At 62.2% G+C, this 25,500-nt stretch carries 23 protein-coding genes; 17 read left to right on the top strand and 6 right to left on the bottom strand.

What is annotated here, in order from left to right; translation table 11 throughout:
- The first annotated feature begins 14 nt into the window (after positions 1 to 14).
- The 10 genes from J7I12_RS04905 (at position 15) to ldhH (ending at position 11,287) form a co-directional block, all read left to right on the top strand.
- Positions 15 to 488 (top strand): tRNA (cytidine(34)-2'-O)-methyltransferase, encoded by a 474-nt coding sequence (locus J7I12_RS04905; protein ID WP_118229854.1) that lies wholly within the window; start codon positions 15 to 17, stop codon positions 486 to 488.
- A complete protein-coding gene (locus J7I12_RS04900) occupies positions 485 to 1,537 on the top strand; it encodes a CobD/CbiB family cobalamin biosynthesis protein (RefSeq protein ID WP_270229208.1) in 1,053 nt (350 codons plus the stop codon). Before J7I12_RS04905 ends, J7I12_RS04900 begins: the two co-directional genes overlap by 4 nt.
- A gap of 6 nt (positions 1,538 to 1,543) precedes the next feature.
- Positions 1,544 to 2,281 carry a sulfite exporter TauE/SafE family protein gene (locus J7I12_RS04895; RefSeq protein ID WP_118229852.1) on the top strand — a complete coding sequence of 246 codons (738 nt, stop codon included), beginning with the start codon at positions 1,544 to 1,546 and terminating at the stop codon, positions 2,279 to 2,281.
- Between the two features lie 91 nt (positions 2,282 to 2,372).
- On the top strand, positions 2,373 to 3,149 hold the full coding sequence (locus J7I12_RS04890; RefSeq protein ID WP_302548612.1) for a YkgJ family cysteine cluster protein: 777 nt from the start codon (positions 2,373 to 2,375) through the stop codon (positions 3,147 to 3,149).
- A gap of 128 nt (positions 3,150 to 3,277) precedes the next feature.
- Positions 3,278 to 4,492, top strand: coding sequence for a bifunctional 3,4-dihydroxy-2-butanone-4-phosphate synthase/GTP cyclohydrolase II (locus tag J7I12_RS04885; protein ID WP_118229850.1), 1,215 nt, complete (start codon positions 3,278 to 3,280; stop codon positions 4,490 to 4,492).
- Positions 4,493 to 4,593: 101 nt separating this feature from the next.
- Positions 4,594 to 5,142, top strand: a complete 549-nt coding sequence (locus J7I12_RS04880; protein WP_118229849.1) for a cytochrome b/b6 domain-containing protein — start codon at positions 4,594 to 4,596, stop codon at positions 5,140 to 5,142.
- 578 nt (positions 5,143 to 5,720) lie between these two features.
- Positions 5,721 to 7,106, top strand: a complete 1,386-nt coding sequence (locus J7I12_RS04875) for an FAD-binding oxidoreductase (protein WP_118229848.1) — start codon at positions 5,721 to 5,723, stop codon at positions 7,104 to 7,106.
- A 9-nt stretch (positions 7,107 to 7,115) separates the two neighbouring features.
- Positions 7,116 to 8,411, top strand: coding sequence for a heterodisulfide reductase-related iron-sulfur binding cluster (locus tag J7I12_RS04870; protein WP_118229847.1), 1,296 nt, complete (start codon positions 7,116 to 7,118; stop codon positions 8,409 to 8,411).
- Between the two features lie 95 nt (positions 8,412 to 8,506).
- On the top strand, positions 8,507 to 9,133 hold the full coding sequence (locus J7I12_RS04865; protein ID WP_118229846.1) for a LutC/YkgG family protein: 627 nt from the start codon (positions 8,507 to 8,509) through the stop codon (positions 9,131 to 9,133).
- 3 nt (positions 9,134 to 9,136) lie between these two features.
- Positions 9,137 to 11,287, top strand: a complete 2,151-nt coding sequence (gene ldhH, locus J7I12_RS04860) for an L-lactate dehydrogenase (quinone) large subunit LdhH (RefSeq protein ID WP_498794078.1) — start codon at positions 9,137 to 9,139, stop codon at positions 11,285 to 11,287.
- Between the two features lie 230 nt (positions 11,288 to 11,517).
- Here the strand turns inward: ldhH and J7I12_RS04855 are convergent, their stop codons facing one another.
- From J7I12_RS04855 to J7I12_RS04845, 3 genes are all read right to left on the bottom strand, one after another.
- Positions 11,518 to 11,937 carry a hypothetical protein gene (locus tag J7I12_RS04855; protein ID WP_130957815.1) on the bottom strand — a complete coding sequence of 140 codons (420 nt, stop codon included), beginning with the start codon at positions 11,935 to 11,937 and terminating at the stop codon, positions 11,518 to 11,520.
- Positions 11,938 to 12,023: 86 nt separating this feature from the next.
- Positions 12,024 to 12,704 (bottom strand): hypothetical protein, encoded by a 681-nt coding sequence (locus J7I12_RS04850; protein ID WP_288908293.1) that lies wholly within the window; start codon positions 12,702 to 12,704, stop codon positions 12,024 to 12,026.
- Between the two features lie 315 nt (positions 12,705 to 13,019).
- Positions 13,020 to 14,213, bottom strand: a complete 1,194-nt coding sequence (locus J7I12_RS04845; protein WP_288908291.1) for an alpha/beta hydrolase family protein — start codon at positions 14,211 to 14,213, stop codon at positions 13,020 to 13,022.
- Between J7I12_RS04845 and J7I12_RS04840 the strand changes: the two genes are divergently transcribed.
- The 5 genes from J7I12_RS04840 (at position 14,212) to J7I12_RS04820 (ending at position 18,786) form a co-directional block, all read left to right on the top strand.
- Positions 14,212 to 14,859: a DedA family protein gene (locus tag J7I12_RS04840; protein ID WP_118229798.1), complete on the top strand. Its 648-nt coding sequence runs from the start codon at positions 14,212 to 14,214 to the stop codon at positions 14,857 to 14,859. The two genes, J7I12_RS04845 and J7I12_RS04840, sit on opposite strands and share 2 nt — an antisense overlap.
- A gap of 142 nt (positions 14,860 to 15,001) precedes the next feature.
- Entirely contained in the window at positions 15,002 to 16,108 is a 1,107-nt protein-coding gene (locus J7I12_RS04835; protein ID WP_302149109.1) for a VgrG-related protein, read from the top strand.
- Between the two features lie 7 nt (positions 16,109 to 16,115).
- A complete protein-coding gene (locus J7I12_RS04830; protein ID WP_498794075.1) occupies positions 16,116 to 17,744 on the top strand; it encodes a glycosyltransferase family 9 protein in 1,629 nt (542 codons plus the stop codon).
- Positions 17,745 to 17,809: 65 nt separating this feature from the next.
- The gene (locus J7I12_RS04825; protein ID WP_118229795.1) at positions 17,810 to 18,418 is read left to right on the top strand and encodes a DUF8043 domain-containing protein; all 609 of its coding nucleotides are present in this window, start codon (positions 17,810 to 17,812) and stop codon (positions 18,416 to 18,418) included.
- A gap of 44 nt (positions 18,419 to 18,462) precedes the next feature.
- The gene (locus J7I12_RS04820) at positions 18,463 to 18,786 is read left to right on the top strand and encodes a hypothetical protein (RefSeq protein WP_118229794.1); all 324 of its coding nucleotides are present in this window, start codon (positions 18,463 to 18,465) and stop codon (positions 18,784 to 18,786) included.
- A gap of 37 nt (positions 18,787 to 18,823) precedes the next feature.
- Here the strand turns inward: J7I12_RS04820 and J7I12_RS04815 are convergent, their stop codons facing one another.
- Complete coding sequence (locus tag J7I12_RS04815) at positions 18,824 to 21,580, bottom strand: EAL domain-containing protein (RefSeq protein WP_288908286.1); 2,757 nt, start codon at positions 21,578 to 21,580, stop codon at positions 18,824 to 18,826.
- A 904-nt stretch (positions 21,581 to 22,484) separates the two neighbouring features.
- On the opposite strand from J7I12_RS04815, the gene J7I12_RS04810 reads away from it, so the two are divergent.
- On the top strand, positions 22,485 to 22,841 hold the full coding sequence (locus tag J7I12_RS04810; protein WP_353936903.1) for a helix-turn-helix domain-containing protein: 357 nt from the start codon (positions 22,485 to 22,487) through the stop codon (positions 22,839 to 22,841).
- A gap of 272 nt (positions 22,842 to 23,113) precedes the next feature.
- Here J7I12_RS04810 and J7I12_RS04805 read toward each other — a convergent pair whose 3' ends face one another.
- On the bottom strand, positions 23,114 to 23,602 hold the full coding sequence (locus J7I12_RS04805) for an AMIN domain-containing protein (RefSeq protein ID WP_498794072.1): 489 nt from the start codon (positions 23,600 to 23,602) through the stop codon (positions 23,114 to 23,116).
- A 340-nt stretch (positions 23,603 to 23,942) separates the two neighbouring features.
- Complete coding sequence (locus J7I12_RS04800; protein WP_303192974.1) at positions 23,943 to 25,001, bottom strand: tetratricopeptide repeat protein; 1,059 nt, start codon at positions 24,999 to 25,001, stop codon at positions 23,943 to 23,945.
- Here J7I12_RS04800 and J7I12_RS04795 point away from each other — a divergent pair.
- Positions 24,994 to 25,425, top strand: a complete 432-nt coding sequence (locus J7I12_RS04795; RefSeq protein WP_242621175.1) for a hydrogenase maturation nickel metallochaperone HypA/HybF — start codon at positions 24,994 to 24,996, stop codon at positions 25,423 to 25,425. The two genes, J7I12_RS04800 and J7I12_RS04795, sit on opposite strands and share 8 nt — an antisense overlap.
- The last annotated feature ends 75 nt before the right edge of the window (positions 25,426 to 25,500 follow it).

Here is a 25,500-nt window from a genome sequence, read left to right as displayed (position 1 = left end):
TCTACGCCACGCCTATGCAGATCGTTCTCTACGAGCCGGAAATTCCGCCCAATACGGGCAACGTGGCCCGCCTCTGCGCCGCCACGGGCACGCCCCTGCATCTTATCGAGCCCCTGGGCTTCAAGCTGGAGGACCGCTACCTCAAGCGCGCCGGTCTGGACTACTGGCCGCACGTGCGCCTGCGGGTCTGGCCCTCCTGGCAGGCTTTTGCGGCGGAAGGCCGCCAGGGCGGCCGTCTGGTCTTTACGTCGGCCAGGGACGCGGCCACCTGTACGCCTTTGCAGCATTTTGCCTTTGCGCCGGACGACTGCCTGGTCTTTGGGCCGGAAACGCGCGGCCTGCCCCCGGAGGTGCTGGTCCTCTCCGCGCACCGGGTGCGCATTCCCATGCGCGAAGGCGGGGTGCGCAGCCTCAACCTTGCCACCTCGGCGGGCATCGTGCTCTACGCGGCCCTGGCCCGCACGGGCCTGCTGGAGGGCTGGGGGTGATTCCGTCCTTTCCCGTGCCGCCTTTTTCTGTATGGGATTGCTGGTGGCTGGCTCCTTTGGCCCTGCTGCTGGACCTCTGGCTGGGGGATCCGGACCTGCCCTGGCGGCACCCCGTGTGCCTGCAGGGCAGCCTGCTGCACGCGCTGGAAGGTCCGGCCCGGCGTTTTATGGATACCGGGGGAATGGCGGCCGCGCCCTGGCGGGGGAGGCTGGCCGGCGGGCTGGCCCTGACCGTGCTGACGGGGCTCACGGGCCTGGCGGTATGGGGCTTGACCTCGCTGCCGCTGCTGGGCAATCTGCTGGCCCTGTATCTGGCCTGGTCGGGGCTGGCTCTTGGCAGCCTTCTGCGCACGGGGCGGGAGGTGCTGCAGCGGGTGGAAACGGCCCCGGAGCCGGAAGCCCGCGCGGCCCTCTCCCGGCTGGTAAGCCGGGAAACGGCGCGCATGGACCGGCCCCTCATGCGCAAGACCCTGGCCGACACCCTTGCGGAAAACCTTACCGACGCTTTTACTGCGCCCTTTTTCTGGCTGCTGGTGGGGGGGCCTGTGGGGCTGTGGTGCTACAAGGCCGTGAGCACCACGGATTCCATGTGGGGGTATCTGACTGAAAAGTGGCGCTGGCTGGGCTTTGCCGGTGCGCGCGGGGACGACATGCTGGCCTTTGCGCCCGCGCGGCTGTCGGCCCTGATCGTGCTGCTTACGGATACGCTGGCACGGGCCGGGGCGCGTTGCGGTCTGCGGCAACGGCCCTGGGACGGGCGCTGGCCGGGATGGCGACTGACGGCGCGGCAGGCGGCGGGCATGCCCAGCCCCAATTCGGGCTGGTCCATGACGGCCTGCGCCTGGCTTTGCCGGGGGCGCATGGCCGGACCTTCGGTCTATTTCGGGGCTCTGGTGGACAAGCCCTGGCTGGGGCCGCCCCTTGACGAGGCGGTTCCTTGGGATAAGGCGCGGCTGAGCGCGTTGCTGGCCTTGTTGCGGGCCTGCGCCCTGTGCGGCGGGCCGGCGCTTTGGTCGTTTTTCTGGGTATGTCGGCTGATCATAGAGTGAGGGAGTATGCTGCTGGCGGCTTTGTATGCCACCTGTCTGATTGTGGGGGTGTTGGTGGGCCTGGCTGGGGTTGGGGGCATTTTGGTGCCGCCGGCTCTGATTCTTTTGAGCGGTCTGGAACCGCACGAGGCAATGGGCACGGCTCTGGCCTCCTTTTTTCCCGTGGCCCTGGCGGGTACCTGGCTGTACGGCCGTTTGGGGCAGGTTCCCCGGCGTACGGCCCTGCCCTATATGCTGGGTGGTCTGGCTGCTTTGCCAGGGGCCCTGCTGGGCTCTTTTGTGCCGGCCGGGCCGCTGGTGGCGCTGCTGGCCTGCACTATTTTGTTTGCCGGGCTGTGCGCCCTGCGCCCGCCCCGTCCCGGCGGCGGCAGCGTCTTTTGGCAAAGCGGACGCGGCTTGTGCGCCATTGGCGCGGTCACCGGGCTTCTGGCGGGCATGACCGGGGCCGGCGGCCCTGTGCTTTCCATCCCCTGGATGATTGTGGTGGGGGTTTCGCCCATGACGGCCGTGGGCATTTCCATGCCTTATCAGGTTGTTACGGCCCTGTTCGGCACCTTGGGGAACATGCGTGCCGGGCATGTGGATTTTTCTTTGCTGCCGTTGCTTTGTAGTCTGGAATTGCTGGGTTTTGTCGGCGGTCTGGCCTTGGCCCGGCGTACGCCCACCGGCATGCTGCGGCAGATTATCGGCGTGCTCTGCTGTGGCCTGGGGCTTTTTTTGCTGCTGCGCCAGGTTGCGGCCTGAAGCAACGTGCTGGTATGCTCCACGAGCAGGCGCGGTCCGGTGCAGACCGCCGCGGCGCAATGTCCCTTCAACACCGTGTGCAGGAGAGCCTATGACCCTACTGGAACCCAAGGCCCCGCAAGGGGGGCCGGTGTGCCGCCGTTGCGGCACCTGTTGCCTGCAGGGCGGGCCTACCCTTATGGAAAGGGACGTTGCCCTGCTGACGGGCGGCGTGTTGGCTCTGGAGGCCCTGGTCAGCCTGCGGGCCGGCGAATGGGCGCGGGACGACGTTCGGCAGCTGCTGGCCCCCCTGGAAAACGAACGCATCAAGGTGGCTGGTCTGGGGGGCAGCGCGCATCCCTGGCGCTGTCGCTACTATGCGGACGGCGCCGGCTGTACCGTCTACGGTCAGCGTCCGGCCCAGTGCGCGGCCCTCTATTGTACGGACACGGGGCCGCTGGAACGTCTGCTGGCCGCCGAAGCTCCGCTCAGCCGGGCCGTGGCCCTGCAAGCGCTGGCTGCGGTGCCGGTTCTGCCGGGCTTTCCCGATTTGCGTGCGTCCACGCGGGCCATACTGGCCGACATGGCGGCGGTGCATGAAGAGCAGAGCCCCGTGCGCCCCGTGTTGGAACTGGCCGCGCGGCTGGGCTATCTGCCCAGGGGCGGGCGAGGGGTGCGCGTGGCGGCAACGCCGCCGCCTTTGCGGCACGCAGACGAACAGCGCGATGCCCTGGCGCAGATTAGCGAAGCCGCGCGCATTGACGCGGCCTTCCGCGAACTGTGCCAGGAGCGCGCCGACCTGCCCGGAGCCTTGCTGCCCTTTCTGCTGGGACGGCCCCTGACGGACTTGCTGGCCGAGGTAGGCCTGCGGCCCGCGGAAGAGGCGTAGACTGCGGCTTTTCGCGAGCCTCCCGGTTGACACAAAACCTTTGCGACCCTACTTGTGAAGGAAATGTTTTTTTGCGATTTCGCTGTAACCTCTACCCAGCCCGTGGACGGGCAGCTGAAGGAAACGTCATGCCCTTGTGCAGCATTGAAGAGGCCGTTGCCGACATCCGGCAGGGGAAAATGGTCATTCTTGTGGACGATGAAGGTCGGGAAAACGAAGGCGACCTGACTATGGCCGCCCAGTTCGCCACGCCTGAAGCCATCAATTTTATGGCCAGATACGGACGCGGACTCATCTGCCTGCCTATGGCGCCAGAATGCATCGACCGGCTGGATCTGCCGCTTATGACCCAGCGCAACGGCTCGCGGTTCGGCACTAATTTTACCGTTTCCATTGAGGCGCGTGCGGGGGTGACCACGGGCATTTCCGCTGCGGACAGGGCCACCACCATCCTGGCCGCCGTGGCCGACAACGTGCGCCCCGACGACCTGGTGACGCCGGGCCATGTCTTCCCCCTGCGGGCCAAGGCCGGGGGCGTGCTTTCCCGCGCCGGGCAGACCGAGGGCGGTGTGGATCTCTGCAAGCTGGCCGGGCTCAAGCCTGCGGCCGTCATCTGCGAAATCATGAAGGACGACGGCACCATGGCGCGCATGCCCGACCTGGAAGGCTTTGCCCAGGAGCACGGGCTCAAAATAGCTGCGGTCAAGGATCTGATTCGCTACCGGCTGGACCGCGGTCAGGTTTCGGTGCGGCGGGTGGCCGAAGCCCATTTGCCCACGCGCTTTGGAGATTTTACGGTCATTGCCTACGAGAGCGAAAACGAAGCCGGCACCCATCTGGCCCTGGTCAAGGGCGAGCTGGGCGGTGCAGAACCGGTGCTGGCCCGCGTGCACAGCGAGTGCCTTACCGGTGACGCCCTGGGCTCGCTGCGTTGCGACTGCGGCGGCCAGCTGGGCGCGGCCATGCGTCAGATCGAGCGCGAGGGCAGGGGGGCCTTGCTCTATATGCGCCAGGAAGGGCGCGGCATTGGCCTGGCCAACAAAATTAAGGCTTATGCTTTGCAGGACCAGGGTTATGACACCGTGGAGGCCAACCGTAAGCTGGGCTTTCCCCCGGATTTGCGGGACTACGGCACCGGCGCGCAAATGCTGGTGGATCTGGGCATCCACAAAATCCGCCTGCTTACCAACAACCCCAAAAAAATCGTGGGCCTTTCCGGCTACGGCATCGAAATTGTGGAGCGGGTGCCCATAGAGATGGAAGCCTGCCCCGAAAATGAAGCCTATCTGCGCACCAAAAAAGAAAAAATGGCTCATATGCTTTCTTGTTCGTGCTTGCGTTGACACGCCACGCCATTGCAGCGCCGCCCTCTGGGCGGCGCTTTTGGTCCGCGGCCCAGACCGAAGCCCTGCGACGGACACACTATAAAATCAAGGAGAGGACTATGCCCCTGCGACAAAAACTGACGGCCCAGGCGCTTTTGCTCTGGCGTTTCCTTGGATTTTTTCAGCCCCCGACGCTGCGTCTGCTGCATGCCGTGGCCGCCGTACTCGTCATTCTGCAGTTCTGTACCAAACTTTTTGGCTTCGGATACGGCCATGTGGTCCTGGGCCTGATTCTTTGCTGGGTCGGCTTTGCCCTGGTGGTCTGGAGCCTGAAAACCCGCGGCCTGCGCCACTATTTCCCCTACCTGTGGGGGGATATGGATCAGCTCAAAAAAGATCTGGCCCAACTGCGCGGGGGCAAGCGCATCATCGCCCCCAGGGCCAAGGGCTTGGCTACCGTGGTGCAGGGCCTGGGCCTGGGCGCGCTGAGCATGAGCCTGCTCTCCGGCCTCTGGATGTATGTGGCCTGGACCAACGGCAACCCCGCCCCTGGGGCCGCCGCCGTGCACGGCATCTTTGTCTGGCTGCTGCTGGGCTATGTGCTGGGCCACGGCGGCATGGCTTTGGCCCACTTCTTTTTCTGGAAAAAAAGCACGGTCCGGAAGTGACGGACCGCAGGCTGAAAATTTTTTTCTCGCAGAGCTCAGGGGCGTACCCTGGGTGTGAAGCGATCTGACCGCGCTCTGCCGTTTGGGACGGCACTGCTGCGCAGTCAGAAAAACACTTGTTTTCTGCTTTGTTGCAGCAGCGACACCGGAACATTGCGTCCGGCATGAAGGACGCGGCTGCGGCAGCCGTCCGAAACTTCCCACTGCCACAGCTGCAGAGCAACAGACGCCTGCGCTGCTTGCGCTTGACGCGGTCTTGCCGCATTCCTATCTATAGAACAAAGCCCTTTTTTCAGACAGGGTTGTGCCTAAAAGCGCAATCTCGCAGTCAAGGCAAGATTTTTACAGATTCTTCTTGCTGCGATTCCGGCCTGAAAGAGGCTGAAATTATATTGTGATACCAAAGTTTTTGGGGGCATCCCCTTTGCAAAGATGACAAACAACGCTATAGAACGTCATTCTCGTAAAGAAGCTGACCGCCCGTTCAAACAGGCGAGTGGCGTCCGGGACAGAAGACAGGGCCTGCGCAAGGGGCGCGTGGCCTGCTAAGACCATACAGACGTGCACAAGGAGGCCCTATGGCAAGCCAGGCGTTGATCAAGGATTTTGAGGATCTGCTGGGCAAGGAAAATGTGTTCAGCTCTGAAGCCGACCGCGCGAGCTATTCGTATGATTCCGCGGTGCTGCCCGCAGTGATGCCCGCGCTGGTGGTGCGGCCCACCACGGCAGAGCAGCTGGGCCAGTGCGTGAAAAAGCTCTATGACAACGGCATCCCCATGACCGTGCGGGGTTCCGGCACCAACCTTTCCGGCGGCACCATTCCGGACAAGTCCGACACGGTGGTGATCCTGACCACGGGCCTCAACCGCATTCTTGAAATCAATTCCGACGACCTCTACGCCGTGGTGGAGCCGGGCGTCATTACCGCCCAGTTCGCCGCTGCGGTGGCCAAAAAAAATCTGTTTTATCCTCCGGACCCCGGCTCTCAGGCGGTGTCCACCATCGGCGGCAATATTGCGGAAAACGCCGGCGGCCTGCGCGGGCTCAAATATGGCGTGACCAAAGACTATTTTATGGGCGTGGAATTTTTTGATTCCACGGGGGCGCTGGTCAAGTCCGGTTCGCGTACGGTCAAGTGCGTCACGGGCTACAATCTGACCGGGCTGATGATCCAGTCCGAGGGCACCTTGGGGGTCATTTCTCAGGCCGTGCTCAAGCTGGTGCCGCCGCCCAAGGCTTCCCGCGCCTGTATGGCCGTTTTCCCCGATGTGCAGAGCGCGGCCCAGGCCGTGGCCGGCATCATCGCCGCCCATGTGCTGCCCTGCACCCTGGAATTTCTGGACAACAACACCATCGTGCGCGTGGACGACTTCACTAAGGCCGGCCTGCCGCGTGAGGCCGGGGCCATTTTGCTCATCGAAGTGGACGGCCACCCCGCCCAGGTGGAAGACGACGCCGCCGCTGTGGAAAAAGTGCTTAAGGCCAACGGCGCTACCGCCGTGCATGTGCCCAAGGACGCCGCAGAAAAGTTCAAGCTCTGGGAAGCCCGCCGCATGGCTCTGCCCGTGCTGGCGCGCGCCCGGCCCACCACCGTGCTGGAAGACGCCACCGTGCCGCGCTCCCAGATTCCGGCCATGATGCAGGCTGTTAATGACATCGCCGCCAAATATAAGGTGGAGGTGGGCACTTTTGGCCATGCCGGCGACGGCAACCTGCACCCCACCTTCCTCTGCGACAAGCGCGACGCCGAGGAGTACCACCGGGTGGAAGAAGCCATTGACGAGATGTTTGATACGGCCATCAAGCTCAACGGCACGCTTTCGGGCGAGCACGGCATAGGCACGGCCAAGGCCAAGTGGATGGAAAAGGAAACCTCGCGCGGCACCATCCTCTTCTCCCAGCGGATGCGGCGGGCCCTGGATCCCAAGGGGCTGCTCAATCCCACCAAACTTGTGGGTATTTAGGAGCCTTCCATGAGTACTCTGCACGAACTGGCCCAGCGCCTCATGTCGCTGGACGACAAAATTACCGCCTGCATGAAGTGCGGCATGTGTCAGGCCGTTTGTCCCATGTTCGGCGCTTCCGGCATGGAGGCCGACGTGGCCCGCGGCAAGCTGGCCCTCATTGACAATCTGGCCCACGAGATGCTCAAGGACCCTGCCTCCGTGAGCGACAAGCTGGGGCGTTGCCTGCTCTGTGGGTCTTGTCAGGCGGCCTGCCCGCCCGGCGTCCAGATTATGGACGTATTTATGGACGCGCGCGAGATCGTCAATGAATACCTTGGCCTGCACCCGGCTAAAAAGATGATTTTCCGCTCGTTGCTGACCAAGCCGGGTTTGTTTAACTTTGCCATGCGCGTGGGCGCGCCCATGCAGGGCCTTATGTTCCGTCGCACGGGCGACGCTCAGGGCACGGTCTGCGCGCCCATGCTCAACTTCATGCTGGGCGACCGGCACATGCGCCCCCTGGCTAAAACGCCCCTGCACGCCCGCTATGGCGCGTTGGACGAACCCCGCCGCAGCGGTGGCCTCAAAGTGGCCTTCTTCCCCGGCTGTATGGGCGACAAAATGTATACGGATATGTCCGAAGCCTGCCTCAAGGTGCTGCGCCACCACAACGTGGCCGTGTTCATGCCCAAGGGCATGACCTGCTGCGGTATTCCGGCGCTTTCTTCGGGCGACGCCAAGGGTATGGTGGAGCAGATGAAGGTCAACGTGGCCGCCCTGGAAAAAGGCGACTTCGACTATCTGCTGAGCCCCTGCGCCTCCTGTACCTCCACCATCAAGGAACTGTGGCCCCGCTATGCCGGCCGGCTGGGTTCTGTGGCCCAGCGCAAGGCGGAAGAACTGGCCGCCAAGGCCATGGACATCAACGCCTTTCTGGTGGACGTGCTCAAGGTGCACCCGGCGGAACACGCCCAGGGCAATGCCGTTACAGTCACCTATCACGATTCCTGCCACCTCAAGAAATCCCTGGGCGTGACCAGCCAGCCCCGGGCCGTCATTGCCGCCAACCCGGCCTATGCGCTTAAGGAAATGGACGAGGCAGACCGTTGCTGCGGTTGCGGCGGCTCCTTCAACCTTTTTCACTATGATTATTCGCGGCAGATTGGCCAGCGCAAGCGCGACAACGTTGTGGCCTCCGGCGCCCAGGTGGTGGCTGCGGGCTGCCCGGCCTGCATGATGCAGCTGGAGGATGTGCTCTCGCACAACCATGACAACGTGCGCGTGAAGCACACGGTGGAAATCTACGCCGAAAGTCTGAAATAACACGGCGTACGGCGTCGTGACGTGGGCGGCCTCGCAAAAAGGCCGGGCCGCCCGCGCGAGCCGCGCGGCCTGGCGCCGCGCACAAGGAGAATGCTATGACCCGAGAGGAATTGGTAGCCGCCTTTTCCGCCAAGGCCACGGCGGTGAACGCCGTGGTGCAGGAAATGCCCACCATGGCCGCGGCTCTGCAGTATGTGGTGGACGTCTGTGCCGACAAGGCTCCTGCCGAGCTGCTGGCCGACGAACCCGGCACCGAGCAGGGCCCCCTGGGCCCCAACAAGGTGCCCACCCGCGTCAAACGCGTGGTGGCTGCGCCGGAACTGAACGACGAAGATTTTGCCCAGCTGTCCAAAGCCTGTGAAGAAAAAGGCTTTATCTGTCTGCGCCAGGGCCTGCGCAACTACCTGGCGGGCATTGACGTGGGGCTTTCCACCGCGGTGCTGGGCATTGCCGGCAGCGGTACCTGCCTGGTCAATACGGACAACGAGGACGCGCGCCTTGCGGGCATGATTGCGGAAATTTCTGTGATTCTGCTGCGCAAATCCGCCATTTATCCGGACCTGCCGTCCATTGCGCAACGTCTGCGCGAACGCATGAATGAAGCTCCCGCCACCTACACCACCCTGATCACCGGTCCCAGCCGCACCGCCGACATTGAGCGTGTGGCCGCCGTGGGCGTGCATGGCCCGCTGGAACTGCACATTATTCTTCTGGAGGACTAACCCATGCACGACGCCCTCAAAAGCTCTTCGGGATACCATAAGGAACTGGACAACGCCCTGAAGGACGACTTTCTGCGCCGCACCCTGGACACCTTTGCCGTGGCCTACCGCGCCAACCGCGAAGCCGTCTTCAAGGATGTGGACGAGCGCGCGCTCATCCACAAGATTGCCGAGGCCAAAGACTACGCCTGTCAGCACCTGGAAGAACTCTACACCCAGTTCAAGGCCGAGGCTGAAAAGCGCGGCGTGCATGTACACCGTGCCGCCACTGCCGCCGAAGCCAATGAGATTATCATCCGCATCGCCAAGGAAAACAACGTTAAGCGGGTGACCAAGTCCAAATCCATGACGGCTGAAGAAATTGAGCTGAACCCCGCCCTGGAGGCACAGGGCATCACCGTGGACGAAACCGACCTTGGCGAGTGGATCATTCAGCTGCGGCACGAAGGCCCTTCGCACATGGTCATGCCCGCCATCCACCTTTCGCGCTATCAGGTGGCCGACGACTTTACCAAGGCCACGGGCGAGAAGCAGGATTCGGACATCCAGCGCCTGGTGAAGGTGGCCCGCGTGCAGCTGCGCCGTAAGTTCATCGCCGCAGACATGGGCATCAGCGGCTGTAACTTCGCCGTGGCCGAAAACGGCGCGGTTTCCACAGTGACCAACGAAGGCAACGCCCGTATGGTCACCACCCTGCCCAAGGTGCATGTGGCCATTGCCGGTTTGGACAAGCTGGTGGCCAGCCTGGACGACGCCCTGACGGCCTTGCTGGTGCTGCCCCGCAATGCCACGGCCCAGCGGCTTACCTCTTATGTGACCTGGATGTGCGGCGCGGGCCCCTGTGGGGCCAATGCGGACAACAAAAAGATCATGCACGTGGTCTTTTTGGATAACGGCCGCACGCAGATTGCCAAAGATCCCCTGTTCAAGCAGATCTTCCGGTGCGTGCGTTGCGGCGCCTGCGCCAACGTCTGCCCGGTCTATCGTCTGGTGGGCGGCCACAAGATGGGCTACATTTATATTGGCGCCATCGGCCTGATCCTTACCTATTTCTTCCACGGCAAAGACCGGGCCCGCATCCTGAGTCAGAATTGCATGGGTTGCGAATCCTGCGCCAATGTCTGCGCCGGCGGCATTGACCTGCCCCGCCTCATCCGCGAGGTGCGCAGCCGGCTCAATGCCGAGCAGGGCGCGCCGGTGGAAGCCAACCTGCTTTCCGCCGTCATGAAGAACCGCAAGCTCTTCCACCGTCTGCTCAAATTCGCGAGCTTTGCGCAAAAGCCTTTTACGCGCGGCGAACCTTTCATGCGTCACCTGCCCATGGCTTTTCTGGGCAAGCAGGGCTTCAAGGCTCTGCCGGCCATTGCCGGCAAATCCTTCCGCGGCCGCTGGCCCGACATCGCGCCCAAGGTGGAAAAGCCGGTCATGCGGGTGGCCCTGTTCAGCGGCTGCGCTCAGGACTTTATTTATCCTGAGGAACTGGAAGCCGCCGTCAAGATCCTGGCCGCCAAGAATGTGGCCGTGGAATTCCCCATGGAGCAGTCCTGCTGCGGCCTGCCCCTGGAAATGATGGGCCAGCGCAGAACCTCCATGGACGTGGCCAAACAGAATATCGCCGCCTTCCGGGGTGGCAACTACGACTACATCATCACCCTCTGCGCCAGCTGCGCCGGGCACCTCAAGCACCACTATCCGGAAATTCTGGAGAAGGACTACTCTACGGTGGAGGCGCAGGAGTTCGCGGCCAAGGTTATCGACTTCAGTTCCTTTGTGCACGACGTACTGGGCCTGAAGCCGGAAGACTTCAACAACTCCGGCCAGAAGGTGACCTACCACGCCTCCTGCCACCTTTGCCGCGGCCTGGGCGTGAAAAAAGCCCCGCGGGAGCTCATCGCCGATGCAGCTGAGTATGTGCCCTGCGAGGAAGAAGAAGTCTGTTGCGGTTTTGGCGGCAGCTATTCCGTGAAGTTCCCCGAAATATCGGCCCAGCTGCTGGAAAACAAGCTGACCCATATGAAGGAAACCGGCGCGGACCGCCTGGTGGTGGACTGCCCCGGCTGCGTCATGCAGCTGCGCGGCGGCGCGGAAAAGAAAGGCCTCAAGATCAAGGTGGACCACATCGCTGAGCTTTTGGCCGAAAACCTGAAAAAATAATCGGGACCTGCGGCGGCTTCTGCCGTCGCGTTCCTGACCAATGCAGAAGGCCGCCCTTTCAGGGGCGGCCTTCTGCATTGGCGACCATGCGCGGCGACGGCAGAAGATATGGGGGTCGACAGAAGGAAGGCAAACCCCCGCTGCTGGCGCCAGCAGCGGGGGGGGGCGCCAGGTAACGGTGGCAATAGCTGGCGCAGACCGCACGTGCACGGTCTGCGCCGCATCTCTCCTCAATGGGTTTCGGCGTCCAAGGTCATCTCCGGGATGCGCCGCCAGTACCACTGGCTGACCATGGTGCCGTCGGCCGGATCCCACAGGCCGCTGTGTTCAAAGTAGTCCTGCAGACGCAGTTCCGCTGCGGTTGGGGGCCGCTCCGGCTCCTGAGTCTGGCGCAGGCGAAAAAAAATGACCAGACATTCCAGCAGCGCCAGGCCATCTTCTTCCAGAAGGCAGCCCTGTTCCAGATAGCGTATAAATTCCAGATAAAAAGGGTTCTGCGCGTCCAGAACCGCGGTAAAGCCCAGGCTGTCGGCGCTCAGGACTTCCAGTCCGTCACAAAGCAGTCGGGCCTGGGGCGCGGGCAGGTTGGTGTCTGCCGCGCAGGCCGCGCGCAGCGCTTCCAGAGCGCGCGAGTAGCATGCAAAAGACATATTCAGACTCCTCTAAGATGAACTTTGAGGAATCTATATACTATTATATATTAAAATACAAATATAGAATGGGGGCAAAGGCCGAATCAGCGAGGTGTGCGTCGGGGCTGCAGATATTGCGGGCGAAACAGCAGTCGGTACTGGCGCACGGGGGTCAGATGGGGCGGTCTGGTGACCTGTCCTTCAATGGACAGGGGCTTGTCGGAAAGGCCAAAGGGCTGCAGCAGGCCGGAGTTGAGCGCCGTGCCGGAGAGGATGCCGCCGGGCAGGCTGAGCACGGGAATGCTGTCGGCGGCGTTGCCGGCCATAAGCCCGGTGCCGTTGGCCGTAGGCAAGGGCGCACCTACGGGCCGGGCCGTGGCATTGAGCAGACTGGGCACGGGCAGGTCTGTGCGGCGCAGTATCTCCAGAAAATCGTTGCCCGTGCGGCCCACAAAGGTCACCAGCGAACTGCCGTCGCCGTAGACCAGCAGGCTTACGGGCATGGTGCCGCCGTGGATGCCCATGTACGTGGGGCGCGCGCCGGCGGGCATAATGGTCCAGCCGTCTTCGGTGGAGGCGGCTGTGGCAGGGGCGGCCGGGGAAAGAGCGTCGCGGTCGGGATTGGTCCTGTTCCGGGGCGCGGTTCTTGCCGGGGGATCAGTCTGGTCGTCGTAAGCAGTGCGGTTTTGTCCTGAGTTATGGGGGGCAGCAGCCTTGGGGGGGATGGCCTCGCGGGGGGCTGGGGAAACAGCCGCGGCCGGCAGGGTTGCTGGGGAGGCGGGCACGGCTCCCCGCGATGCGGCTTCTTGGGATGTGGCTTCCTGGGGTGCAGTTCCCGGGGGGGCTGTTTCCTGGGGTGCGGCAGCCAGAGCCGCTGGCTGACAGAAAACCCAGCAGGCAAAAAGAAGGCAAGTGGCAAAAAGCTGGCGCATGGGGATCCTGGTTGTGGTCGTCCCGCCCTGCGGGATGGGGCAAAACCGGTGCGCGTCGCGCACGCGGCGGCGTCCCTGATGGCGGGGCGCGGTCCTTGACGCGCGTGTTACTGTGCCCAAGCTGTATGTGCTGGCTTTGGTTGTGTCAAGGGGCGGGTCAAAGCCTGCTCAGCCGCGCTTTTTGCGGGCTTTGATCGTGGGCGGCGGGGCCGGTTGCGGCTGGGGCTGGGGCGGCGTGAGATCCGGTGGCGGAGGAATCTGCGGCGGGTTGTCGCCGCCCAGGTAGTGCAGAAAAAAGTCCGCCAGAGCGGTATCCAGGGCCTGGTGTTGTTCACCGCGCAGGGAGTCAGACATGGGGCGGCACAGCTCGGGCAGCTCGGCGGCCAGGGCTTCCGGGCAGGGGGCGGCAAAGGCGGCGGCGTCCGCGCCTGGCAGGTACAGCCAGCGGGGTTTCTTTTCCATATTCTTGTAAATGTGCCGGGCGTGCAGGGCCGGGGGGTTGTTTTGGTCGTTCTGGGCGGCCACCAGCAGCAGGGGAGGATAAAACCAGCGAAACGCGGCGCGCGAAAAAAGCATGCCGAAGCCGGGGGCCACGGCCGCCACGGCCCGCACGCGGGGGTCGGCCAGGCTTTTGGTCAGGGGCAGACTTTGGCAGAGTTTGTCCATGCGGGTGCGCGCCCAGGGGTTGCAGTAGAGGTCGTTGCGCCCGGCCATGCCGCAGTAACTGTTCCATGCCGTGCAGTCCGGCAACGCGCCGCCCAGCAGCAGGGCCGCCGCGCCGCCGGCGCCGAAGCCCAGCACGCCGATACGGTCGGCGTCCACACTGGAGGCAGTTTCCGGGTCGGCCAGCAGCAGGTCGATGACGCCGGAAAGCTCCTGCGCTCTGGTCTGCAGCTGGGACCAGGTGAGCAGATCTTCCATATGGTCCAGATTGTCGCGGGCGTGGGTAGGGGCGGCCACCACAAAGCCGCGGGAAGCCAGCCACGAAGCCGTGTCGTGGTAGGAAAAGCGCGTGCCCGCCGTGTCGTGTGAAAGCAGCAGCAGGGGAAAGCGCCCCTCCACAGCCTTGCCGCCCCTGGCGGCGGAAAACTCCCACGGCGGGTAGCTCAGGTCGCGGGGCGGACGGACGGAGGGGTACCAGACATTGACGTCCAGGCGCAGGTTTTTGTCCGCCGACCAGGAACCCAGGGTGCAGAAGCCTACCTGGTAGGATTCGGCGGCCCGAACCCCGTGGGGCAGGGCGGCCACAAGACAGAAAATCAGAACGGCCAGGGTGCGCATCTCAGAGTTGTGCCACAAGCGGCCCTGGGGTACAAGAGCGACCTGGGGCGCGCCCCGCACTTCACCGGAGGCCTGCGGCATGGAATTTTTGCAGTATTTTGTAAATTTTGTTCTGCATATTGACGTACACTTGTTTGAATTGGTGGCGCGCTACGGCGTGTGGGTGTACGCAATTCTGTTCATTATCGTCTTTTGTGAAACGGGGCTGGTGGTTACGCCCTTTCTGCCGGGGGATTCTCTGCTCTTTGCCTCCGGAGTGGCGGCCGGGGCCGGGCTTATGGGGTATACTGAAGTCATGGGTGTGCTGCTGGCGGCGGGCGTGGGCGGCGATGCGGTCAACTACCTTATCGGTCGGCATGTGGGCCCGGCCATTTTTTCGCGGGAGAACCGGCTGATCAAGAAGGATCACCTGCTTAAGGCGCATCTGTTTTACGAGCGCCACGGCGGAAAAGCTATTGTACTTGCCCGCTTCATCCCCGTTGTGCGCACATTTGCCCCCTTTGTAGCGGGTATTGCCCTGATGCACCCGCGCACTTTTTTTGTCTACAACATCACGGGCTGCGTACTCTGGGTGGGTGGACTTGTTTCCGCTGGGTATTTTTTGGGCAATCTTCCTTGGGTGCGCCAGCATTTTAATATCATTGTCTACGTTATTATTGTGCTTTCTCTGCTACCGCTGCTCATCGAGGTTCTCCGGGCGCGGTGCGGCGGCAAACGGCAGGGCTGAGCCCCTGTCGGGCCTTTGGCGGGGGAGGATGAAAACGCGGAGCGGGCCTCGCAACTGCCTGAATTATTTTTCTGACAGGATTCTGGCACTGTCTTTGCTACCTCTTGGGTGCGGTGGACTGACCGCCATACAGGAGGCACGCATGGCGCTTTCATCTTTCCTTATTCAGCCGCCCACAGGAGGCGGGTCGACCGGGGCCGCGGCCCAGGCTGCACGGTCACGCGCCGCGACAACGGACCGTCCGGCGAATTTCGCTGCCCTTATGCGCAGTCAGGCTCCGGCCGCCGCGCAGGCGCAGGCCGCCCCCACGGTTGTCCCCCAGAACGGCCTGGTTCTGGCGGGGCGCAGCCCCAGCGATTTGCTGCGCGCCCAGACCTTCAACAAAGCCCAGGCGGATATGCGGCAAACCAAGGCCCTGGAAGGGCTCATGCAGAGCATGGGCGGCGACGGTTCTACCCTGGATCTGGCCCGCAGCATGGGTACGGCCCGGCACCTGCGCGCCCTGACCCAGGGGCAGTCGTCGGACATGTTGCGCCTTGGCGGCGCGGGGCTGGGGGATTTTGTGCGTTCCGGCGGGGGCGCGTCGCGGCGCAAGGCCGCCGCCAAGGCGGAAGAAGCGGAGCTTGGGCAGCTTTCGGCCCGGTTTGAATCGGGCGGGGACGGCGTTGCTGCTGTGGGCTACGACCGCAACGGGGGCACCTCTTACGGCAAGTACCAGGTTTCTTCGCGGGCGGGCAGCCTGGGGGATTTTCTGGATTTTCTGGACAGTGCGGCCCCGGATCTTGCCCAGCGGCTGCGTGCGGCCGGTCCCGGCAATACGGGCAGCCGCAAGGGCGCCATGCCCGACGCCTGGCGGGCCATAGCCAGGGAACAACCGGAGCGCTTTGAAGACCTGCAGGAGGCCTTTGTGCGCCAAAGCCACTACGAGCCCGCGGTGGAGGCCATTGCGCGGCGCACCAGCCTGAGCGCAGATACGCTCTCCACCGCCATGCGTGAAGTCATCTGGAGCACGGCCGTACAGCACGGCCCGGCGGGGGCGGCGCGCATTTTCGACCGCGCGGACGCCATGAGCGGCAACCCCACAGACCCTGGATACGAGCGCAGACTTATCAGCAATGTCTACAGAATCCGGGCGGGGCAGTTCGGCTCTTCGGACAGCAACGTGCAGGCGGCGGTGGCCAACCGCTTCAAGCAGGAAAAAATGCTGGCATTGAATCTGCTGGACGGCGGCGCGGCCGCCCTGGCCTGAGGCGCGTATGGCTGCGGCCAAGGAAGACGCGGCAGCGGGCGTCAGTCTGGTCGTCAACCTGACCAGGCTGGGCGATCTGCTCCAGAGTCAGGCGCTCATTACAGATCTGCACCGGCGCGGACGAAGGGTGCAGCTGGTCTGTCTGGACAATTTTGCCGACGCGCTGAGCCTGTTGCGCCATGTGGAGCGGGCCTGGCCCCTGCCGGGGGCGCAGTGGCTGGCCGCGCTGGACCGTGATTGGCGGGGAGCCGCCGGCGATCTGCTGGCCTGGACGCGCCGCGTCCGCGAAGTGGCCCAGCCGCAGGAAATCATCAACCTTACCACCACGCTGCCGGCCCGCCTGCTGACCCGCCTGCTGGCCGGATCAGACTGCTCTGTGCGGGGCTTCGACCTTGATGCGGAAGGCTTTGGCCGCAACAACGGGGTCTGGGCCTCCTTTCTCAATGGGACCACAGCAGGCAGGCTTAATGCACCGTTCAATCTGGTAGACATGTTTCGCATGCTGGGCGCGCCCAAGGGCACAGCGTCCGTGGGCGCGGCGGGGGACGCCGCCCTGCGGACGCCCTCGGAGCAGACCCGGCTGGCTGCGTTGGCCCTGCTGGCCGCCGCGCCCGCAGAGTCGCGAGGCTTTGTGGGCCTGCAGCTGGGGGCCAGCGAGGCGCGTCGGCAGTGGCCTGTGCGGCATTTTGCCGCCGTGGGGGACCAGCTGTGGCGCGAACTGCGGCTCTGCCCCGTGTTGCTGGGCGCTCCTGCCGAAACCTCTCTGGCCCAGGAGTACGCCGATCTGGCCAACGCGCCTTTTTGTAATGCTACAGGCCGCACAGACCTGCCCCAACTGGCGGCCGTGCTCACGCAACTGCGCCTGCTCATTACCAACGACACGGGCACCATGCACCTGGCCGCAGGCCTTGGCGTGCCCAGCCTGGCCCTTTTTCTGGCCACGGCCCAGCCCTGGGACACGGGGCCCTATCTGCCCGCCTGTTGCTGCCTGGAGCCCGCTTTGGACTGCCATCCCTGCCCCTACAACCGGCCCTGCCCCCACAACCTGGAGTGCCATGAACGCATCAGCCCCGCTGTGGCAGGGGCCCTGGCGCTCTCCTGGTGCCGTACGGGCCGCTGGGAGGACGCGCCGCTGGCGCGCAACGGCGGCGGGGTCCGTATTTGGTTGAGTCGGCGGGATGTGGGCGGCTTTATGGATTTGCGCGACCTGGCGGGGCGGGAAGGGGAGGATCGCAGCCTCTGGATGCGTCAGCAACGGCATTTCTGGCGTCATATTCTTGACGATATGGACCGCCCAGTGCCTTCTCCTCTGCCGCCTTGCCCGGTAACGGCCTGCAGCCCGCCCTTTGCCCATGAAGTGGGGGCAGCTCTGGAGCAGGCCGTAACTCTGTTGCAGGCCATTGCGGCCCAAGGTGCGCTGACCGGCAAAAGCCCCAGGGCCGGGGCCCTGCTGATGCGCAATTGTGAACGGCTGCAGAACCTGCTCAACGGCTGCCCACCCCTGGCCGCTTTGGGGGGATTCTGGCGTGAGCTGCGCCAGGCAAGGGGTGATGATATTGCAGAATTTTTGCAATTTTCAGGAAAACTGGCTGTGTATCTGGAGCAGTGGCGACAGAAGTTGCAGGGCTTGGCATAACTATTGCTAGTTGTCGCGCAGGGTTTTTACGGAAAAATCTTCCCCGTGGGGAGCAGGAGGAAATCATGATTATTATCGACGGCGCCAAGACTGAAAAAAATCTTGCCGCGTTCGGCAATCTGGAGGAAGCGCTGCTGGACCTCATGCAGGACGTAAGGCTGGAAAACCGTGTAGTGACCGATGTGCTGGTCAACAACGAGGCTTTTTCCGAAATTTATCCGCACCAGGCCGAAGATATTGCCTGCGACGGTATTTCTTCTTTGGAGGTGCGTTCTGTGCCCATGGACGCCATGGCCACGGATATGGCCGGTGAGATGGACAAGGTGGCCGCCATGATGGCCAAAGGCGCGCGAGAGGTGAGCCGTCTGTTCCGCGAGGCTGCGGATGTGGACGCTCTGGAGCTTTTTCAGGATCTGCTGGACGTGACCCGCGACTTTTTGAATATGTTTGCTGCGCTGCGCCAGCGTTACGCCCATGAGGCGGCAGGGGAGCAGGCCGCCAGAGTGGAGCGCCTTGCCGCCCTGCTTTCGGAAATGAGCGGCGTGATGGAAAACGAGGATTGGGTGCTGCTGGCAGATCTGCTGGAGTTTGAATTCTTGCCCTTGTGCGAAACCTGGGGGGGCGAGAGCAGGCAACTGCATGCGGACATGGCCGCTGTGGCCTTGGCGCAGTAGGGCATTGCAGCGCTGCAATGCCCTAAGGAAAAGCGGAGGAAGGTATGGGACAGAGCGCAGGCCTGCTGCACGAAGCGCTGGAACTGGCGCGGCAGGAAATGGCCGCCATGCAGGGCGGCGCCTATGATAAGGCCGTAGCGCTGGCCGAGCGGCGCAATTCCGTTACCTGCATGGCCTGGACGGTCATGGAGGAGAGCTCTGTGGAGCAGTGCCGGGAAAGCCTGCAGGAGCTGGTTCGCCTGCAGGAAAGCCTGACCAGCATGGCCCGCAAGGCCCACGAGGAGATCAAGGCCGGCTTGGGCCGCTCCCGCCGGGAGCGGCGGCGGCTTACGGGCTACCGCCAGGCAGTGGGTCAGGCCTTGCAATAGCGCACGTCAGGGCATTGCAACGTTGCAATGCCCTGTCCTAAAATGGCTGCAGGGCCAAGCGCGCTTCAAAGTCGCGCTCCGGTTCGGGCTTGGCGTAAAAAAAACCCTGAGCCTTGAAGCAGCCGAGGCGCATAAGAATGGCGGCCTGTTCCGCCGTTTCCACCCCTTCGCAGATGACGGCCATATCCAGTTCCAGGGCCATGCGGATGATGTTGCCAAGCACCACCTGCGCCCTTTGACCAGGCAAGTCGCGTTGGACAAAGCTGCGATCCACCTTGATGACGTCCGTGTTGAGCATCTGCACCAGCCCCAGGGAGGAATAGCCTGTGCCGAAATCGTCAATGGCCGTTTTGAAGCCCATTTGTTTGAGCTGAATGATCTGCATCCAGGCGGCTTCAGGATTTTTCATAATGGCGCTTTCGGTTATTTCCACTTCCAGCAGGGCGTGGGGCACGTCGTAGCGGGCGGCAATTTCAGCCAGTTGCTGGGGAAAATCCTTTCTGTCAAAGTGCAGCTGGGAAAAATTGCAGGAGATGATGTGCGTGGGCAAGTTGCGCAACTGCCAACTGCGCAGCGCTTTGCAGACTTCTTCAAAAACGTGCAGATCAATGCTGGTAACCAGCCCGTTGCGTTCAAAAAGGGGAATAAAGCTGCCCGGCATGAGCAGACCGCGGGTAGGATGGTTCCAGCGCACCAGGGCTTCTGCGCCGATAATGCTGCCCGTGCGCATATCCACCTTGGCCTGGAACCAGGGCGTCAGTTCGCCGTTGCTCAGCGCCGTTTCCAGCCTGCTGTTCAGCTCCTGATGCAGCAAGGCCTCCTGGCGCATTTGTTCGTCATAGCGCATAAGCCGCGTGTTGGGGGTGCGTTTGGCTTCATGGCGGGCGTAGTTGGCCAGGTCCAGCATGCGCTGCACGTCCTTGTCCTCGTCGGCAAGCACCTCATAGGCGCCGTAGACGGTGCAGATTTTATAGGGCAGCTCCTGTGAGCGCCGCCAGGAATCCAGGGCGCTTTCTATCTGGCCCATGCGTGCGCTGAGCTGTTCCCAGCCGGTGTAGCGCAGCAGCAATACAAAAATATCCGAAGAAACGCGGGCGCAACGCTCGGCAGAGGAAACCCGTCCCTGCAAAATTGCGCTGTAGGCGCGCAACACCTCATCCCCGCGAGAAAAGCCCAGCTGGTCGTTGATGGCTTTGAACTGGCAGATGTCGCCCATAAGCAGGGCGTAACGATCCTGGCCAGTTTTGAGCAACTGGGTACTGTCTTCACGGAATTTTTCCAGGTTGGGCATGCCGGTGAGGACGTCGCGGTAGAGCAGGTTTTCAATACGCCTTTTGCTGCCGGATTTGATGGCCAGCGCGCAGGCCAGCAGCGCCACCACAAGGCCAAAGACGGCAACGGTGCCCCCCATGGTTCCCACTGGGTGCTGGCGGATAAATTCCGGCAAGCTGACCTTGCCCGTGGCGGGCAGATTTGCCAGCACGGGTCCGTCAATATCCGTGGGGGGCAAAGCCTGCAGGCATTTGTCCAGGATGCTGAATATCCTGCTGTCTGCCTGGGGAGCCACGCCCATGCGCAGGTTGCTGAGCAGGTGGGGCTGCACTTCCACGCGCAGTCCGGCGTAGGGTGGTTCGGCCAGAAGGGCTCTGGCCATGTGCAGATTGGTGTAGACGGCGTCCACCCTGTTCCCTGTCAGGTCGTCCAGGCAGGCGCGCAGGCTCTGGTGCTGCACAATGTTGCGGCCGGGAAGGGCTGCCGCCGCCTGGGCAGAGAGCAGAAGCCCTTCCTGCAGGGCCACCCGCGCCTCGTCCGTGGCGCGGATATCTCCTCGGCTCAGGCGCACGCTGACGGAGCGCAGGTAGGGACGACTGGTGCGCAGGTTAAGGGATTTGTCCTGCAAAAAATCCCCGGTCAGGCAGGCCAGAACGTCAATTTCATTTTTTTCAGCCAGCTCCACTGCCCGGGGGAGCGGCATGGGCACATAGTGGAAGCGCAGGCCGCAGTTTTGTTCCAGTTGTGTAAATATGTTGCGGACGATGCCGGTAAAGGCGCCTGTCTGGGCGTCCTGATACTGCAGCGGCGGGGCGTCCGGGCCGTAGGCCACGGTAATGGGCCGCCCGTGCTTGATGAAATCTTCTTCCTCGGCGGTGAAGTCGTTATGGCGCGGCAGGGCGACAGTTTTTTTTTGTAAAAGTTCCAGACTGTGATCGGCGGCGTCCCGGGCCATTTCGCGCTGCGCGGCGTTGATGTCGGCGAGCAGGTAGGCCTTGCGGGGCGACAGGGCCAGATAGAAGGGTTCCGCCGCCAGCCGGACGACCGGCTTAAAAGGCATGTTCTCGCCCAGATACGCCACGGCTGCGCCGTCCACAGTGCCCTGCCGCAGGGCCGTGAGCATGGCGGCCGTAGAAAGAAAAGGCACCACAGTGGTTGAAAGGTTCTGGGCCTGGTAAAAATTTTTGAAGTGTTCTGTGGCCTTGGACTGGAGCACCACTCCCACGCGCATGCCGTTAAAGGCAGCTGGGCGGGCATGGTCATAGCGGGGGTCGTCCGCGCGCACACTGAGAGTCACAAAGGCATTGCCCATGGGCAGCGCGGGAAAGAGCATTTTTTGCGCGCGTTGAGGTGTGTAGAAAACCCCGGGCAGGATATCCGCCTCGCCCTGTTCCAGCAGACGCAGGCAGTGCGCCCAGTTCCCGCCATCCACGGGCTCCAACTGCAAATGGGCCTTGCGGGCCACCGCCTCCATATATTCCACCAGCAGGCCCCGATAACTGCCGTCAGGCAGTCGGTGCATATACTGACCAAACGCTCTGTACGCCACGCGCACGGTTTCCTGAGGGCCGCTCTTTGCCTGCGGCTGCGGCGACAGAAGGAGCAGCAGCACAAAAAAAGAGGTCAGAAGGACGAGCCGTGCCTTGAGCATATTTGTCACGTATCGTGTCTGAGGTGTGGAGAGTGCGCGGGCCCGCATTTACCAAAAAAAGGAGCGCAAGGCTGCGGAAGCTGTAGCAACCGGACCACGCCCGTGCACGGCCTGCCGCTGTTGCCCCAACCAAACGCCACGCGGACGCTGGTTGCGTATAAAGCGGACCTTTTGAGGCCGCGCTCCCAGAGCTTTTTGGGGCCTTTGTTCACGGCATGCCATCGTTGTCAAAAAGTGTAGCGGTTTCATCATATTCATGCAAGATGTATTTTTTCTTGCATGTATTGTGCCCAGACGATGCTGTGGTGAAAATTTTTCAAATTAGTTTGTTAGTAATATATTCTATGGTTAAAAATTATTTATGTTTTAATTTTTAAGTCAAAAGTAATAAGATTTTTTACTATAAAAATATAAAATAAAATTAGTATTATGTTTTTTTTGCTATTTATTGCAGTAGTAAAAATATGATACTATTTTTTTGAGATAACATACTATCTAAATTATATAGCAATGATATATCTATTTTTATGTTTATTTAAAAAATAAATATATGCTGTATTTTGTTTAACAACATTTTCTGCACAAAAATAAAACTGAAATAACTGTTTCTTTATCTTATTTCTATCTGGAAAAAGTCATTATAAAGTCTTAGTGAGTTTTTGCCTGAAGAAAAATAATTTTATATATAACTATAGTAAATTATTGATAAATTTTTTACTGAAAAAAAATCAGCCAGGAAGGTTTTTGTTTTTGTTGCAAAAATATTAGCAGTTAGATGTCGCTATTGCGTTTGGGTACTATAGCTCATGTTATCCTGTGGGATTTTGTGTATTGTCATTCTATGCAAGTGTACCCTTATCTGGCTGAAGCTCTTGCGGAAGTCATCGAGGCTCTGCGCACGGAGCGGGGCATGACCAAATCGTCGCTGGCAGAGAGGGCCAGTCTTGAACGGCGCTACTTGCGCGAGATTGAGCAGCGATTGAAGCGACCTACGGTCAATGCCGTCTATGCCATCTGTGATGCGCTGGAGGTGCCGCCCGAAGATTTTTTTCAGCGGGTAAGCCGGGAAATTGAAAAAAAGAAACGCTCCAGATCCCTGTGTGCGCAGACAAGCCTGCGCACGGGGCAATAGTGTTGTGGTGCTGGCCGCCCTTAGAGCATTTAACACTTGAAATGCTCGCTTACGGCAGGCAAAAGCCTGCCTTCTCGCATTTTATGGCAAGGATTTTCAAGAAAATCCTTGCAGAGCAGTTAGCTCATTTCATTCGCTAACTGCTCTAGAAGCAAATTACCTTTGAGAAGCGGTGTCGCATCGGTTTTTGCCTCAGGGCGCAACCTTTTTTCCCAATAAAAATGGCCGCGCAGGAGCAACCCGCGCGGCGCTGCAGGGCGGGCGGATAGCGTTTACTGGTCCACACGGATATCCAGGGTACGCTTGTCCTTGGAAAGTGTGTAGCGCGTTTTTTGGGGCTTGGCCGTCAGGTCAATGACCACGCGGGTTCTGTCGCCCATTTTGCCGATACGCACGTTGGTCACCAAGGGATTTTTGGGCACGCCCGGGGCCTTGATCTGCCATGTGCCGTCCAAATCCACCACTACCCTGTGCGGGCCGGTGAGCTGCATAGGCTTGTAGACCAGAGGCCTATTGCCGACCAAGCGCACTGTGGCGCCCGTTTCTCTGGAAAAAATCACAAAACGGGTGATGGCCTGTTGCGCCGGCGCGGGCTTGGCGGCTTCAGCTTTGGTGGCCGGAGCGGGCTTCGGAGCTTCAGCCTTGGCGGTTGGAGCGGGCTTCGGGGCCGTTTGCGCCGCAGTGTGGGGGCGGGGTTGCTCCATGGGTTCGGGCCGGGGCGCGGCCGGGGCCTGGCGCTCCGCTTGAGCCGTCGTCTGCATTGCCGGGGGCTGGGTTGTCGTCGCCTGGGGGGCTGCGCCCGGCAGAGCCTGCGGAGCCGACAGGGGCGCGGGGGTTCGTCTGCGTCCAGTGGCTGCACCGCCGGCCGCACGGCCTCTGGGGCTGCAGCCTGCGGTGACGCCGGCGGCACGACGGCCGGAAGCGCGTCGACTGTGGCCGGAGCGGCCAAGTCTGCGGGCGGCGGCGTCACGCCCGGCCCGCGCAGACGGTCGTTGAGCATAATGAGGGCCATGCCGAGAATGCAAACGGCCAGTAACAGACTGAGAATGGCTTTGTTCATGCCTGAAGGCTCCTGCTGGAAGTGCGGCTGCCGACGCGGGTTCAGTGCGGCGTCGAGGGGGCGGCGCTCCCTTTGTGCTGCAGCTTTTCCTTGCGGATATGGGCGAGCATCCTGATGTAAACGGGCTCCTGGGCATCCATGTGGATGGCGGTGCGGACATGGCTGGCCGCCTCGTCGTAACGGCCCAGGAGGCAGAGGATGCGGGCCAGATTGAAGTGGGCGTGGTCGTCGTCCGGGGCCAGCTCTACGGCCTTGCGGCTGAACAGCAGGGCCAGGTCAGGCAGAGCGTTTTGCCGCAGGCGCACGCCAAAATCCCGGAACATATGTTTGTGCCCGGGGGTGATGTTTTCTTTGGTCTGAGCCAATTGTTCCAGAGCGGCCAGCGCCGCCTGGCGTTCTTTGGGACGTTTGAGTCTGAGCAGGGTCTGGCGGAAGGTTTCCCGCAGATTATCTTCCGTCAGCCGGGCCAGATGCGCCCTTTGCAGATCAAAAGCCTGTCCTGCAGGGGCAGTCGCGCCGGGCTCGAAAAGGGTTGGGGGGGCAGCCTGGCGCGCCACGCGGACGTCAGGGCCGGCCGCTGTGGGGCCTGCCGTGCGCACAGTCAGACGGGCGGCCGCGTGAGCCTGCGGCGTCGCCGCATACGGGGTGTCCGATGGCTGGGTCGCGGCCGGCTGCGGGGCCACCAGACGCCGGGCAGCTGCTCCACGGGCAGACTGCGCCTGCCGTGCAGCTTCGCGGGCGGCCTGTAGTGGCGGTGTCGCCGGGCTGGAGGCTTGCGTCTGTGTCGTGGCTGGGGCCTGCACTGCGGCCAGCGGCTGCTGTGCGACCTTGCCGCTGGGCTGCCAGAGGGCCGGGTCAGGATTGGCCATAGGCATGGCCAACACTTCGGGTTCCAGGCAAAAATTTTTGCGAAAGGCTCGGGTGCTGATGCGCTCGGCTGCCGCCAGAGGCTGCAGCGCGGAGTCCAGTTCCTGCACGGCGTAGGCGCCGTCCGGCAGTTCCCAGACAAAGAAGAGGATCTTGCGGCGGTCGTCCTTCCAGCCCGTGGACAGGGAGTGCACGCCGGAGAATTTAGGCTGACGCATGGCCTGAATGTACATTATTTGCGCCGAATGGCAAGATTGTCCTGATGCCCTTTACCTGCCGGGGGCTTTGGACTACCATGCCCCCATGCATGAAATGTCCATTGCTCAAAGCCTGCTGCAGATGGCGGTTGAGGAAATTTCCCACCGGGGCTGCAGCCGTCTGCAAGTGGTCAGCGTCGCCTGCGGCGCTTTGTCGGGCGTGGTGCCCGAATCGCTGCAGTTTTGTTTTGAAATTCTGGTCAAGGATACGCCCCATGAGGGCGCGCGGCTGGAAATCACCGTGCTGCCGTTGCGCCTGCGCTGCAGCCAGTGCGGCAAAGTTTTTGGCGGGGAAGGGCAGGACGCCCTGTGGGAGCCGTGTCCGGACTGCGGCGAACAATTCGGACATGTGGTGGAGCAGGGCAAAGAGCTGTACCTGGACCGCATTGAGGCGCTCTGATCTGCATTGGAGCGCTTTGCCTATGCAGCGCGCCGGAGCGTCCGGTTTGGCAGAATTTTGTGATTACCCGCATGG

This window comes from Desulfovibrio diazotrophicus (genome assembly GCF_902498985.2).
Lineage (GTDB): Bacteria > Desulfobacterota > Desulfovibrionia > Desulfovibrionales > Desulfovibrionaceae > Desulfovibrio > Desulfovibrio legallii.
The sequence above is the reverse complement of the archived record's forward strand: the minus strand, read 5'-3'. Positions and strand labels throughout refer to the sequence as shown.